The sequence below is a fragment of the Microcoleus sp. S28C3 genome (assembly GCF_036700785.1).
GTDB classification, from domain to species: Bacteria; Cyanobacteriota; Cyanobacteriia; order Cyanobacteriales; family Microcoleaceae; genus Microcoleus; species Microcoleus asticus.
On sequence record NZ_JAUBPO010000084.1, the window covers coordinates 19,965 to 34,434 of the forward strand.

Below are 14,470 nucleotides of genomic sequence, written 5' to 3' on the forward strand. Positions count from 1 at the left end.
CGTGAAATCATGCTCAAAGACTTCTCCGGTAAAAATCTCCGAGGCCGCAACTTCAAAGGTCAAAACCTCACAGGTGCAAACTTCAGCTATGCAGACATCCGAGGCGCAAACTTCACCAATGCCATCCTCAGAGAAGCTGACTTCACCCGTGCCAAAGCTGGACTGCAACGTCACTGGACAATTTTTCTAGTAACTATTTCGCTAGTTCTATCGTTAATATCGGGATTGATGTCAGCCCTTGCTAGTTTTTGGGTAGCATTTTTTTTCACTCCAGATAACATCAAACAGTACACCATTCTTCCCGGTGTAGTTGTGTTGATAGTTTTGGCAATCTTCTTTATAGCTACCATCCGCCAAGGTCTAGGAGCAGGGGCAGCAGCAGTGCCAGCGACAGCCACAGGGGCAGCGGCAGTGGCAGTGGGAGCTGCAGGGGCAGGGACAGGGGCAGCAGCGGTGGCAGTGGCAGGGGCAGTGGCAGGGGCAGGGGCAGCGGCAGTGACAGGGGCAGCGGCAGTAGTGGCAGTGGCAGTGGCGGTGGCAGGGGCAGGGGCAGTGGCAGGGGCAGGGACAGTGGCAGGGGCAGTAGCAGGAGCAGTGGCAGTGGTAGTGGCAGGGGCAGGGGTAGGGGCAGTGGCAGTGGCAGTGGCAGTGGCAGTGGCAGTGGCAGTGGCAGTGGCAGCGACAGGACTAGGTATTTACGTTGCTTGGCGTGCCTTGGCTGGAGATGAGAAACACACTTTCATTCGCACGATCGCCATTGCCTTTGCCACGACAGGTGGCACTAGCTTTCGCAATGCCGATTTAACTGATGCCAATTTCACTGAGGCAACCCTCAAAAGTACAGATTTTAGAACAGCTAATCTCACTCGCACTTGCTTCCGCAATACAGAAAAACTCGATCGCGCGCGAGTCGGTAATTCGATATTAGCTGATACCCGCATCCGAGAATTACTCATCACTGGCAATGGCTACAAAAAATCCTATGTTAGTGCGAATCTCCAAGGTGCAAACCTGACAGGCGTTAATCTCAACGAGGCTAATCTCAAGCAGGCTAATCTCAACGAAGCAACTTTGCATCAAGCTAATTTGGAATGGGCAAACCTCACTGAAACTCAAGCCTTGGCAACAGATTTTACAGAGGCTTGTTTTACAGGTGCTTGTTTGGAAGCTTGGAATATTGACGGTAATACAAAGCTCGATCGCGTTGACTGTCGGTTTGTTTATCTTCTAGAATATCCCCAACCGGGAACTGGCGATCGCGAACGTCGCCCTCACCACATCAACAAGTGTTTTGAACCGGGGAATTTCGAGAAAGTCTATAAAAAGATTATGGAAACCGTGCAAATCCTCCTCAAAGATGGGATTAATCCAGAAGCTTTTGTCGCCGCTTTTCAGAAGTTAATGCAAGAATTTCCCGACATTAAACCGGAGTCAATTCAAGGAGTTGAGAAGAAAGACAACGATATTTTACTGACTATCAAAGTTCCAGAAGGAACGGGTAAGGGTAAAGTTGAGCAAATTTGGGACGAAGTTTATCAAGCAAGGCTAGAAGCTCAAAGACAAGCCGAGCAATTAAAAGCTAAAGATGAAATTATTTGTATTCAAAAACATTATGTGGATGTCTTTGAAGAATTAATGAAAGGAGTATTTGGTAAAGGTCTTATAATTAACAATCACAATCACAATCAATCTACGGCAGAGAATAAAGTCGCAAGCGATAACAGTGACCAAAGTCGCAAAGCTAAAATTTCCGGCGGAACAGTTAACGCTATCGGTGCCGGCTCGTTAAGTTTAGGAGATAATGACGGTACAACAGCCAATACGATGGAGCAGTTGCCTGATTCTGCCACTAATCCCAGTCAAGAAGATGAGTCGATATCCCAATCAGAGGATGTTGCGTCACTAAGGGCGATCGCCGAAAAATACAAAGCTGAATTAAAATACAAAGATCATGAAATTGACTTATATCGCGAGAAAATAGAGCAACTGAGAGAAATAAATGAGATTTTAGCTAAACAACCGTTGTCGATTAATATCATTCAGGAGGATAAGTAAGCATAAACTCTTAGCCAAGCCATGCAAAATGACGAAAGTCTGGCTCGAATGATACAAGGATATGAGCAAATCATAAAAGATTTAGAAGCTAAGCATAAATATGAACTGCAAGCTAAAGATAGAGAAATAGCATTTTACCGTCAGAAATGTTCGGAGCTAAATGAACTTCTAAAGTTGTTGGCTACGCGACCTGTTAATGTTAAGATTACTAATGAAGTGAAATCTATATCGGTGAGTAAAGCTATGAGTGACCAAATCGACAAAAGTCGCAAGATAGAAATTACAGGTGGAACCGTTAACGCTAGCGGCGCAGGAGCGTTAAGTTTAGGTGATATCAGCGGTACTGTTGCCAATACAATTAATCAATTATCTGATTCTGCTAAACCAGATGAACCGGGAATCAAAGAATTACTGACTGAGTTACAAACAGCGATCGAGGCTGAAACTGATTTATCTGATGATGATAAAGCTGAAGCATTGGAACAGGTAAAAACTTTGGCAGAAGTAGGGAAAAATCCCCAAGAAAGTACAATGCAAAAAGCGGGGAAAACGGCAATGAAAATTTTGAAAGGGACTATTGCTGGTTTACCTAGTGCGGCGACGTTGGTGGAAGCTTGCAGTAAATTGTTGCCCGCGATCGCAAGTCTCTTACTTTTACCCTAAAATTATTCATAAATTCAGACAGAACTTACACACTTCGACCAAAGAAACCGGGTTTTTTCGCAAATCTGCGCGTTTCAACGAAGTATTCTCGTAAAAAACCCGGTTTCTGACCACCCGTGCGTAAATCCTAAGCTACTCACTCAGAATGACAGCGCAGCTTAGCGTCCAGATTTTCTCGGCGGTGTACCGTTAGCCCGCGAACGACGGATCAGCACGCTCATCACCTGCTTCGGATTGGCTGCACGTTGTACGGGGCTCCAATCGCCGACTTCGGCAAATCCCAGCCGATACAAAGTGAGTATGGTTTCCCTGACACCTTTGGGCGAACCGACAACCGTTAGCAGCACCACTTCCTGTTCGCATACTGTTGCTGAGTCGTCATTTGGGCGATCGAATTTGTTGTCGTCAGGTAAGAATTCCTGTGACATATTATGTTCTCCTGGTTTTGGGTTTTCTAGAAAAACCCAAAAACCCAGCCGCCCCGCATTTCAACACATAGCAGGGCGGCTACAGAGGATGTTAAGATACTCCGTTAGCCTCCAGACTGCTGTGATCAGTTTGGCGGTTAGCTGTCCATTGCTGTTACGAGCAGCTTTGGGCAGTGCAACTAGATTTTTGGGCGACGCGGGCTGCCTCCTCTACAAGCAAGCAACCTCTCACTTCAAAGCGTAGCCGCAGATGGGGGCCCCCGTCAATCGATTTTAGATTTTAGATTTTGGATTTTAGATTTGGGATTTTGGATTTTAGATTGAAGAATTGAGTCCCGGACTAATCTGGGGACTTTGGGGGTTTTGATTGGGGATTGGGGGGTTTTGGGCGATCGCACCAATGAGACTCACAAAACGATCGCCTTTTCAACTTACCAACTACAACGGCGATACTTTATCGCGTTCAATCTCCTCGTGGGGAGTCGTTTTGCCGTTCAAAATTGTGCCATCCTCGGGCGGATTTTGCGGGCGATCGCGCTTCTTAAAGCGATCGCGAGCCGAGACAACCACCACATACAGAACCGGCACCATAAACAAACTCAAGAAAGTAGAAACAACCATCCCCCCCGCGATCGCATTCCCTAGCGAGCGGCGGCTGGCTGCACCCGCACCTTCTGGGTTAACTAGAGGAGCAATACCCAAAATGAAAGCCAGAGAAGTCATCAAAATCGGTCGTAAACGCTCTTGAGAAGCCTCAACTGCCGCCTTAGCAATTGGATATCCCCGCTCCCGTAACTGGTTCGCAAACTCCACGATTAAAATCGCATTTTTACTAGCCAATCCAATCAACATCACCAAACCAATCTGGCAATAAACATCATTCGCCAAACCCCGCAACGACTGAGCTAAAAGCGCGCCTAAAATCGCCAGAGGAACCGCCAGCAAAATAATGAAAGGATCGACATAATTTTCGTACTGAGCCGCCAACACCAAGAACACAAAAATCAGCCCCAAACCGAAAATAATCGGTGCTTGACCGCCGGACTCAATTTCTTCTAAAGAACTCCCAGACCATTCATAGCCAAAACCCGAGGGCAAAACTTCAGCCGACACCTTTTCCATCGATTTTAGCGCCTGTCCAGAACTCGATCCCGGAGCCGGAGTGCCAGTAATTTCAATTGACCTATATAAATTGTAGTGGTTAACAGTTTGTGCTCCCACCACCGGAGTTATCTTCACCAAATTGCTCAAAGAAACCATTTCATTCTTTCCAGAACGCACATACAATTTCCCAATATCTTCAGGGTTATCACGAAACTGTTTGTCCGCCTGGACATAAACCCGGTAATTGCGCTGCTGGAGGTTAAAATCGTTCACATACTGAGCACCCAGAGCCGTTTGTAGCGTACTGAAAACATCATTAACAGAAATATCCAAAGCCTTAGCCCGATTGCGGTCAACTTCCACAATTAACTGAGGCGTATTCGCAGCAAACGTACTAAATACCGCCTGCAATCCGGGCGTCTGATTCGCCTGCTTTAAAATCCCGCCCATCGCCTCAACCAGAGCATCTAAACCGCTATTACCTTTGCGGTCTTGCAATTGAAATTGGAAGCCTCCAAATTGACCTAAACCCTGAATAGCTGGCGGATTCACCGGGAAAATTCTAGCTTCTGGAATCGCCCCAAATCTACCCCGCAACTTATTAATAATCCCTTGTACAGTTTGATCTTCTCCGTGACGTTCATCCCAGGCTTTAAGTGTAGTAAATATAATGCCTTGATTAGAAGTGCTACCGCTAAAACCAAATCCACCCACTGAAAAAGTTCCGACAACTTCAGGAAGTTTTAGGATTTCTTCTTCTACTTGATCCATTACTTTCTGAGTGTATTGCAGCGAAACACCTTGGGGCCCTTGAATAATTGTCAGAAAATAGCCCTGATCTTCTTCCGGGATAAATGCTGTGGGGACTGATAAATAAAGCCAAGCTGTTACTCCCAGAGAAGCGATGAACACGAGGGTGACAATAGTCTTAATCCCTGTGAGAAATATTAAGGATTTGCGATATTGCCGCTGTACCCAATCGAGAACTCCATTAAACTTGTCAAAAACCCAACCTAGCGGGCCCCCAAACTTCTGACCTCGACGTAATAATATAGCTGAAAGTGAGGGCGTAAGAGTAATTGCAATAAAGGTAGAAAGCAATACTGAAAAAGCAATTGTCAGCGCAAATTGTTTGTAAAGCGCTCCTGTCGTTCCGGGAAAAAATGCCACTGGCACGAACACTGCCATCAACACTAAAGAAGTCGCAATTACAGCGCTAAAAAGCTCCCGCATAGACTCAAAAGCCGCTTCGCGGGCATTCATACCTTGGCGGATCAGGCGGTCAATATTTTCTACTACAATGATAGCGTCATCAACCACTAATCCCGTCGCTAATGTCAGACCAAACAGAGATAAACTGTTAATAGTAAATCCGAAAACTTTGATAAAGGCAAACGTCCCGATCAAAGAAATTGGAATTGTGACGGTAGGAATAATAGTTGTGCGCCAGTCTTGCAAGAAAACAAAAATCACTATCACCACTAGCAAGACTGCTTCAAATAATGTCTTGACTACTTCTGCCATCGACTCTTCTACAAACAAAGTCGTGTCCAGCGCTACTCTATGGATCAACCCCGGAGGAAAACCAACCGCTAGTTTTTCCATTTCGGTTTTGACGGCGTGGGCAACATTCAAAGCATTACTTCCAGGCAGTTGGTAAATCCCTAAACCTACTGCATCATTGCCTCGAAATCGCAGAAATGAGCTGTAATTCTCTGCCCCTAGTTCTGCTCTCCCCACATCTTTTAATTTAACTAACGTTCCATTTGTCTCTGTTTTGAGGACGATTTCTTCAAATTCTGCTGGTTCTTTGAGGCGACTTTCAGCACGCAAGTCAATTTGATACATTTGACCCTGTGGAGCAGGTTCTTGACCAACTCTCCCAGCACCAACTTGCAAGTTTTGTTCGTTAAGAGCGCTCGTTACATCTTGCATTGTGAGACTGCGAGCTGCTAATTTATTGGGGTCTATCCATAAACGCATTGCATAGCGGCGTTCCCCAAAAATTCGTACCTCGCCCACACCTTTTACCCGTTTTAAGGCATCTGCCAAATATAGGTCAGCGTAGTTGCTTAAAAATATGGTGTCGTATTCTTTATTTTCTGTAAATAAGCCGATCGCTAATAGGAGACTTGTAGATTGTTTTGTAACTCTAACTCCTGTGCGCTGTACGGCATCTGGTAGTTGTGGTTGAGCAACTGCAACTCGATTTTGAACATCGACGGCGGCGATATCTTTGTTGCGTGACGGGTCAAAGGTAGCTGTGATGGTGCTGGTGCCATCGTTACTACTACTGGAAGTTAGATATTTGAGTCCTTCAACACCGTTGATTTGCCTTTCTAGGATGTTCGTAACAGCATTTTCGACAATTTCAGCACTCGCCCCGCTATAGTTAGCTGTGACGTTGATTTGGGTGGGGCTGATGTCGGGGAATCGCTCGATAGGCAGGCTCGGAATGCTAATTGCGCCTACCAAGATAATAATTAAGGCGCAGACGCTAGCAAAGACTGGTCGTTTAATAAAGAAATCTGCAAACATTATTTGGGTAATGGGTAGTTGTTAGTTGATAATTCGTAATTTCTAATTCCTAATGCCTAATTAGACTTACGTCAAAAATTAAAATTTCCCCTTTTTTAAGAGCTGAGCAATCAAGTAGTTTCACATACATAAGGTACGTTGTTGCATTTCAGCCCTCTTAAGAGCAATACTTCGGACAGTTTTAGATATAGTCTAGTGTCCTAAACCCTTGCTGGCTATATGCTGGACTATTTTTTCAAGGTTTAAGTTCAGCGCTAAGTTTCAGAAAATCCGTTAAAAATGGCAGGGCTTCCTCCGTAAGGCTTACAGGGCCGTTAAAAAACTGTCCGAAGTATTGTTAAGAGGCGAATTAAGAGCGCTAAAGCGCAACAACATACCTTATTTTTTGCTTTCTACTGGTAATTTTTCCCCGGCTCCTTTCCCTTCCTCTTGAGCCATAATCGGAGCGCCGTCAGTCAGGTTAAGGATGCCTGCGGTGATAATTTTTTCCCCGGCTTGCAAACCTTCGATAACTTGATAATTATTCCCCTCAATGGCTCCCAATTTCACGGGCTTTTGTCGGGCTACTAAAGGAGGCATTCCAGGTTTTGGCTGTTCCGGCCTTTGAGCTGTGAAGACAAAAGTTTGCCCACCTAAGCGAGTGACTGCTGTTACTGGAACTAAAATTCCGGGGTTCTGTTTCCAGATGACTTTAGCTTTTACAAACTGGAGATTAAGCAGTTCGCCGCTGGGGTTGGGAAAGGTGGCTTTAGCTAAAATTGTTTGGGAATTGGCGCTGACGTTCGGGGAGATAAAACTGATTTGACCTTGGGCGATCGCCTTACCTTGAGCGTCGAGCATTTGTACTGGCAACCCTAAGCGTAATTGAGGCATCCGTTCCAAAGGAATTGATAACCGCAAGTCTAGCAATTGGTTCTCAGTCAGGGTGGCAATGGCATCACCTTTTTGCAAGTTATCACCTACTTTCACTGGTATGTCGCCAATGACTCCCGCGAAGGGCGCGATGACAGCAGTTTCTTGCAGTTGTACTTCAAAGCCGCGCACTTGAGCGGCGGCCTCGGCAACTTGCGCTTCAGCTTGATCGAGCTGTTCTTGGCGCGTACCGTTGGCTAACTCGGCTAATCTGCTCCTGGCTTGTGCGACTTCTGCTTCGGCTTTGGCTATTTCCTCTGGACGCGAACCGTTTTGCAATTGCCGCAAAGCTTGCCGCTGCTGTTGCAAAGCTGCTGTCCGGCGCTCTATCTCGGCTTGTCTGTTTTTTTGCCGCTGCTGGAACCGCCTTTGAGCTTCTCGGAGATTGGCTTTGGCGGTGCCTTCTTTTTGGGTGTATTCCTCGAGGGTGTTGGCGGATTCTGCCCCTTCTCGTGCCAATGCCTGATATCTGGCAAGCTGCTGGCTGGCTAACTTTGCTTCGGCTGTGCTTGCCTCTATTTGCGCTCTGGCTTGGGCGATGTCTTCTAAGAGGCTACCTGTTTGGGCGTCGGCGAGGTCGGCTTCAGCTTGGGAAACGCGGGCTTGGGCTTGACCAATTTCTTCTGGCCGACTGCCCGATCGCAGTTGGGCTAGGTTGGCTTGGGCTTGGGCGACTTGGGCTTGAGCTTGGGCGATTTCTTCGGGCCTAGTTCCTGCTTGCAATTCTGCTAAGTGCGATTGAGCGCGAATCAGGTTGGCTTGGGATTGCCTCAAGTCAGCTTGGGCGCTGTCGCTTTTTATGCGGGCGATGGGTTGCCCTTGGTTTATGAAGTCCCCGGATTTGACAAAAATCTCCGTGACTAGCCCTTCTGCTTCGGGTTTGATTTCTACCGAACGCTTGGCTTCTAAGCTGCTGACAAATTCCGAGGAATCTTGGACTGAGCTGGTTTGTACGGCTGCAAGCTTGACTGGTATGCCTTGGGGTTGGGCTGCTGCTGCCGGTTGCTGCGCGCGATTATGACCCGATTGCCACGAGTACCAGCCGAAAGCTGCTGCGCCTGTGACGATCGCGATCGCGGCAATTAGGGGCCAGCGCGATCGCGGTTTAGCGACAGGTTCGGGGCTATCGGCAACGGGGGCCAAATCCTGCGGTCGATCGCTGTCTGCTTCTGCATCGGTTGGGTGAAGTTCCGGTGTGGCAGATTTTTGCTCTTCAGCTTCAACCACGGATTCTGGGGATTTAGAATAACTCATTGGCAGCACCACTTAGATTTTTTTTTAACGTCTGACTTACTGAGACTTTGGCGGGATCTTTGATTCCCTCGGCGCCCCCCTCAAACAGGGGGGAATTTGGAAAGCTCTTTTAAAAGGGATGGAATCTGGAAAGTCCCTTTTTAATGGGGTTAGGGTTTGTGCTTGGCTTTAGTCCGATCGCAGTTAGTCAAGCCGGGGGTGATTATTTTTAGGAAAGTTGTTTTTTATCTTTCAAAAGTTACGCTTTCCATGGAAGATAAGACATCCTTCTTATGGCTTACCTGAGTGGGTGAGTTAGAAGGATTTTTCCCTGGGAGTCGCCGGATTCAGCGGAGGTTGGGGAGTCACGCACTCCTGCGATCGCGCTTTTTTCCTTGGCTAGTTGCTCGGTTAACCACTCTATGTCTGACGCCAGCACTGACTTGCAGCGATCGCGAGAGGCGAATTGATAGTCGTCGGTTAGTGGATATTCGCTCTTGAGGCTTTCGATGTAGTCTTGCCGGGTGTAACAGGCTCGCAAGCGGTGTTCCAACAATTTCATCCGTTCTTCCGGTTCTAAGTCGCCAAAAAAGAAAAACTTGATTTGGAACCGGGAACCGCTGTTAACCCAGCTTTCTTGAGGGTGTTCGAGCATTTTTTCCCTCCAGAGTTCGCGCCCTTTGGCGGTAATTCCGTAGATTTTGCGCGGACAGCCCGCATCTCCGGCTTCTTCGGCAATTACCGAAATCTCCCCTCGCTCTTCCAAGCGCTTCAGCAAGGGGTAAATCGCTCCGTAGTTGACGCTGATGCAACTGCTCATAAACAGCTCCAGTTGTTGCTTTAGCCGATAGCCGTGCAGGGGTTGCCACTGTAGCAGCCCAAGGGCTGATAATTCAAGCATTTATATCAAATTGATATTATAGTCTGCATTATATCACTATATTATCGGACTCAAGGGCGATCGCGTAAATAGCTAATTTAAAAGAAACTCAAGAATAAGATACACATTTAATAATATTTGTCAATACTCTTAAGATATATTTTTTAGGTCAAGAGAGGGCGATCGCTTTATATTATAGAACCCATTTGAAATCTAAGAAGTGCCGATCCACCTCGATTTCGGTCAGAGGAACGGCAGCATCTCACTTTTGACACAAGTCAGATGCTGCTTGGTCTTTGATGTCTCCGAAGTGCTTTAATAGACTCTGCTCAATAAGTCCGATTTCTGGCACATATCTCTTCTGAGTAAGAGCACCAGAACTTTTCTTGGCATGGGTTGGTTGAATTTTAAAACCCTGAGAAATTTTAGTATTACTTGAGATTCTTTAGAACACCTAACAGTTTTTTCCTAGCTCATAGTTAGAAATTATTTGTCAAGCATAAATTATCCTAAATCCCGATGTTTTTACTGGTCAGTCATCCTACTAAAACTTAATTGTTTAAGTACAATTTATACCAGATGAGATCGACCTGACACAGATAGAGTAATTTCTCTTTATCCTAAAACCAAAACTCAACGCCCTGTAATCACTTGAAATAACCACCCAAAAAGCATCACGCTCAAGAAAATTACACCTCCGACAATTAACATCAAACCCAACAGCAACGCCGCCACAAATAGCCAATCGGCTTTTTTCCCAGGTTCGGGGGAACCTAAATGAGCATCCAGCAATTCTATATTTTTGACATTAGCTTTCCAAGTAACATCCAACAAGTCTCCGGCCACTGGTACCGTGCCGGCGACTGTATCAAATACGATGTTAGCAGCCATTTTTACTAAAGTCTCTTGAGGCACTCCCATTTGAGCGGATTTGAAGACAACATAGCCTGCAAAGATTGAACTGATAAAATCGCCGCCGCCCGGTATAAGTCCCAATATCGGATCGAGTCCGATGCGGTATTTTGTGCCGGGAATCGGAATTGCATTGTCTAGTAAATGGCTGACCCGGCGGAGTCGGCGCAAGGATGCTACATGAGATGGACTGGGAGTATTGGGGGAGGAATTTTGTAGAGGAGAACGTGACATTTAATTGCTCTCGATTGCGATATTACTGCTAGTTTATGATATTTATTGAAGCATATTCAAGTTTTTTCACTATGCCTCAAGCAGATTTTTACTGACTTTGGGCGATCGGCTTTGGTTTGTTTTTGAATGCACAGAAACCCGGTTTCTGTTCAAAACCGGGTTTCTTGCTTCTAGCTGGAGGCTTTTAATTTAGCCTTTTATTTGTTGCCTTCAGTGAAGTCGGCGTCAATCACGTCGTCGCCGCCGCCAGTGGGGCCGCCGTCTCCATAGCCACCAGGGCCGCCAGGGCCGCCAGGGCCGTCAGTCGGGCCGCCTGCTTGCTGGTACAGGTTGCTGCTGACAGCGTAGAACGCTTGCTGCAACTCGGTTGTCAAGGTTTTGATGCGATCGTCATCTTCACTCTCGATCGCATCGCGCAAGTCTTTGATCAACCCTTCAACCTTAGTCTTGTCAGCAGCGGGAACTTTATCACCCAATTCTGCCAACTGCTTCTCAATTTGATAGGCTAAAGAATCGCCTTGGTTTTTGCGATCGATCTTTTCGCGACGTTCCTTGTCAGCAGAAGCATTCGATTCGGCTTCCTTCACCATGCGATCGACTTCATTGCTGGGCAAAGTAGAAGCACCAGTAATGCTAATCGATTGCTCCTTGCCAGTACCTTTATCCTTAGCAGCTACATTCAAAATACCGTTAGCATCGATATCGAAAGTAACTTCAATTTGAGGTACGCCACGGGGGGCTGGAGGAACTCCATCTAAGCGGAAGGTTCCCAAATCCTTGTTATCATTAGCCATTTCACGTTCGCCTTGCAAAACGTGAATTTCCACGTTTGTTTGGCCGTCTACAGCAGTCGAGAAAGTTTCCGACTTCTTGGTAGGAATTGTGGTGTTGCGGGGAATGATTTTGGTCATCACGCCGCCCAAGGTTTCGACGCCAAGAGACAGCGGGGTAACGTCAAGCAACAAGATGTCTTTGACTTCGCCGGAGAGCACGCCGGCTTGAATTGCTGCACCGACTGCGACCACTTCGTCCGGGTTTACCGTTTGGTTGGGGTCTTTGCCGAGGATTTTTTTGACCAGTTCTTGCACCGCCGGAATACGTGTAGAACCGCCCACTAAGACGACTTCATTAATTGCAGATTTGTCTAATTTGGCGTCCCGGATCGCATTTTCTACGGGGATGCGAGAGCGATCGATCAAATCTGAGCAGAGTTCTTCAAATTTGCCCCGCGTCAAAGTTGTGTCCAAGTGTTTTGGCCCGTCTTGAGTCGCGGTAATAAACGGCAGGTTGATTTCTGCTTGGGTAACGCTCGAAAGTTCAATCTTGGCTTTTTCTGCTGCTTCCGTCAGGCGTTGCAGTGCTTGTTTGTCTTTGCGGAGGTCAATTCCTTCGGCTCTTTGGAATTCATTAGCGATGAAATCGACGATTTTTTTGTCGAAGTCGTCACCGCCGAGGTGAGTGTCTCCAGAAGTTGCTAGCACTTCAAATACGCCGTCGCCCACTTCTAGAATAGATACGTCGAAAGTACCGCCACCTAAGTCAAATACGAGGATGGTTTCGTTGCTCTTTTTATCTAATCCGTAAGCTAAAGCGGCCGCTGTAGGTTCGTTAATAATCCGCAGCACTTCAATCCCGGCAATTTTACCAGCGTCTTTCGTAGCTTGGCGCTGGGAGTCGTTGAAGTAAGCAGGAACAGTAATTACCGCTTGGGTAACTGTTTCGCCGAGGTATTTGCTGGCGTCTTCTACCAGTTTGCGGAGAACTTGTGCAGAAATTTCTTCTGGGGCAAATTGCTTGCCGCGGGCGGGACAGTCTAGTTTAAGGCTGTTGCCGACTTTGAGGACTTTGTATGAAACTTCAGTGGTTTCGTGGGTTACTTCATCAACCCGACGCCCGATAAACCGTTTTACTGAGTAAAAGGTGTTTTCGGCATTCATCACGGCTTGACGCTTGGCGATTTGTCCGACAAGTTGATCGCCATTTTTAGCATATGCTACTACGGAAGGTGTGGTGCGACCCCCTTCGGCGTTGGCTATGACGGTGGGTTTGCCGCCTTCCATAACTGCGACGCAGGAGTTTGTCGTACCTAAGTCAATTCCAACTACTTTTCCCATAGGGGTGTTCCGGCTCCAATCTCTACAAAATTTTGGTGTTCTATCTGTGCGATAGTCTGGTTATTCAGGACTGCGATTTTACCTCGCGGTTTACGGGTACTGAGTCCTGCTTTAATACAGTCTTCGATAGGGTGCTTATCTCTATACTGCGGGCGGTAGACCTTGCGATGAAGGGGTATTTACCGAACCTGTTGAGGGACGGTTGCATCCGTGAGGCTTGCACCGCTACAGCTTTCGACTGCTTTTGTTTACTCTTCCTAATGTACGGGGTGCGAGCGATTCGGGTATTGTGGCAAACCGTATACGTTGTGTTGTATTTGCCGTCTTATGTGTATAAATTTTGTTGGGCTGGTTCGGACGATCGCTCGCTCGGCTGCAAAATAAAAGTAAAATTTATCAGTTAGAGTCATGAGTTAGAGAGCTACCAATTTGCTGCGTGTTTAATTTTACTCATGAGAATAAAGAGTGAAAAATGAGTATCAAGAGACTCCAAGAAACCGCACTTTTTGTAAAATTCTTGAGCTGGTTCGTCTATAAGATCTATTCTGAGGGCCTAAATTTCCATATTTTGGGATAAATTCAGTGCATTCTCGAACGCATGACGTAGTAACCGCTTTCCCAAGCCTCTACCTTGCATCGATCGACTGCCTGTTTCGCAACGAGCATAGGATGGGATAGTTGGGGAGATTGTCTCGCAACAGTTAGCTGCTAGCTGGGTGCGATCGAGTAAATTAGCGCTGCAAGCATAATAGCCTGCTATTGTCTAGTTATTTTCACCTGCTAAAGCTACAAAAGTTCTAGCAGTACCGAGCCGATCCTTCTGCTTTGCATATCGTTTGAGAGAGGTATCTAATTATGTATTTCTCAAATTGAATGGGTCTTTTCTAAGACTGCTCGTACTTCGGTTTATATCTTCTAGACGGTTAATAGCTTAATTCACTCGCTTTACTGTTCTGTTTAATAATCTGCCAATAATGCGAGGAATCCTTCAGACGTTGCTGGCGGGTGTTCGATGACTGACAGTAAAAAGGCTCGATCGCGATCGGACAGTGCAGCAGGCGTATTGTTATAAGCTGCGGGGCGGTCGATCGTAGCATCGGCTTCGGCAATGAATTCGTCTAGGACAAATAGGTAAGCCCACCAACAGCGTCGGGTTTCGGTACTGGTTCCGGTTGAGACGAGCGATCGCATTTTGCTATTTATCGCGCTACTCAAATTGCTTTGCTGCTATTTTTATAACTAAAAAAGCGACAGGTCAAAACCTGCCGCTAGCTGTATAAAGTCCGCCCTGACAGACTATTTAACTGCTATTTTTTACCGATTGGAGTTTAGACTAAGCAGGTCAAAAAGTGCGCTCGCCCAAAGACCGGCAAACGTCCATACTCCAACGGCAACGG

The 14,470-nt window shown here is 46.6% G+C and carries 9 protein-coding genes; 2 read left to right on the plus strand and 7 right to left on the minus strand.

Annotated features, from left to right (window positions below):
* Nucleotides 1-9 precede the first annotated feature (9 nt).
* Nucleotides 10-2,055, plus strand: a complete 2,046-nt coding sequence (locus tag QUA13_RS22840) for a pentapeptide repeat-containing protein (protein WP_333202163.1) — start codon at nt 10-12, stop codon at nt 2,053-2,055.
* 21 nt (nt 2,056-2,076) lie between these two features.
* The gene (locus tag QUA13_RS22845; RefSeq protein WP_333202165.1) at nt 2,077-2,718 is read left to right on the plus strand and encodes a hypothetical protein; all 642 of its coding nucleotides are present in this window, start codon (nt 2,077-2,079) and stop codon (nt 2,716-2,718) included.
* 158 nt (nt 2,719-2,876) lie between these two features.
* Here the strand turns inward: QUA13_RS22845 and QUA13_RS22850 are convergent, their stop codons facing one another.
* The 7 genes from QUA13_RS22850 to QUA13_RS22880 all read right to left on the minus strand — a co-directional run bounded on the left by QUA13_RS22850 (nt 2,877) and on the right by QUA13_RS22880 (nt 14,264).
* Nucleotides 2,877-3,146, minus strand: coding sequence for a hypothetical protein (locus tag QUA13_RS22850; RefSeq protein WP_333202167.1), 270 nt, complete (start codon nt 3,144-3,146; stop codon nt 2,877-2,879).
* Between the two features lie 438 nt (nt 3,147-3,584).
* Nucleotides 3,585-6,788 (minus strand): efflux RND transporter permease subunit, encoded by a 3,204-nt coding sequence (locus QUA13_RS22855; protein WP_333202169.1) that lies wholly within the window; start codon nt 6,786-6,788, stop codon nt 3,585-3,587.
* A 378-nt stretch (nt 6,789-7,166) separates the two neighbouring features.
* Nucleotides 7,167-8,954 (minus strand): efflux RND transporter periplasmic adaptor subunit, encoded by a 1,788-nt coding sequence (locus QUA13_RS22860; RefSeq protein ID WP_333202171.1) that lies wholly within the window; start codon nt 8,952-8,954, stop codon nt 7,167-7,169.
* Between the two features lie 277 nt (nt 8,955-9,231).
* Nucleotides 9,232-9,834, minus strand: a complete 603-nt coding sequence (locus tag QUA13_RS22865) for a PadR family transcriptional regulator (RefSeq protein ID WP_172190133.1) — start codon at nt 9,832-9,834, stop codon at nt 9,232-9,234.
* 612 nt (nt 9,835-10,446) lie between these two features.
* Nucleotides 10,447-10,959: a DUF4112 domain-containing protein gene (locus QUA13_RS22870; protein ID WP_333202173.1), complete on the minus strand. Its 513-nt coding sequence runs from the start codon at nt 10,957-10,959 to the stop codon at nt 10,447-10,449.
* 197 nt (nt 10,960-11,156) lie between these two features.
* Nucleotides 11,157-13,073: a molecular chaperone DnaK gene (dnaK, locus tag QUA13_RS22875; protein ID WP_172190135.1), complete on the minus strand. Its 1,917-nt coding sequence runs from the start codon at nt 13,071-13,073 to the stop codon at nt 11,157-11,159.
* A 957-nt stretch (nt 13,074-14,030) separates the two neighbouring features.
* Nucleotides 14,031-14,264 (minus strand): hypothetical protein, encoded by a 234-nt coding sequence (locus tag QUA13_RS22880; RefSeq protein ID WP_333202175.1) that lies wholly within the window; start codon nt 14,262-14,264, stop codon nt 14,031-14,033.
* Between the last annotated feature and the right edge of the window lie 206 nt (nt 14,265-14,470).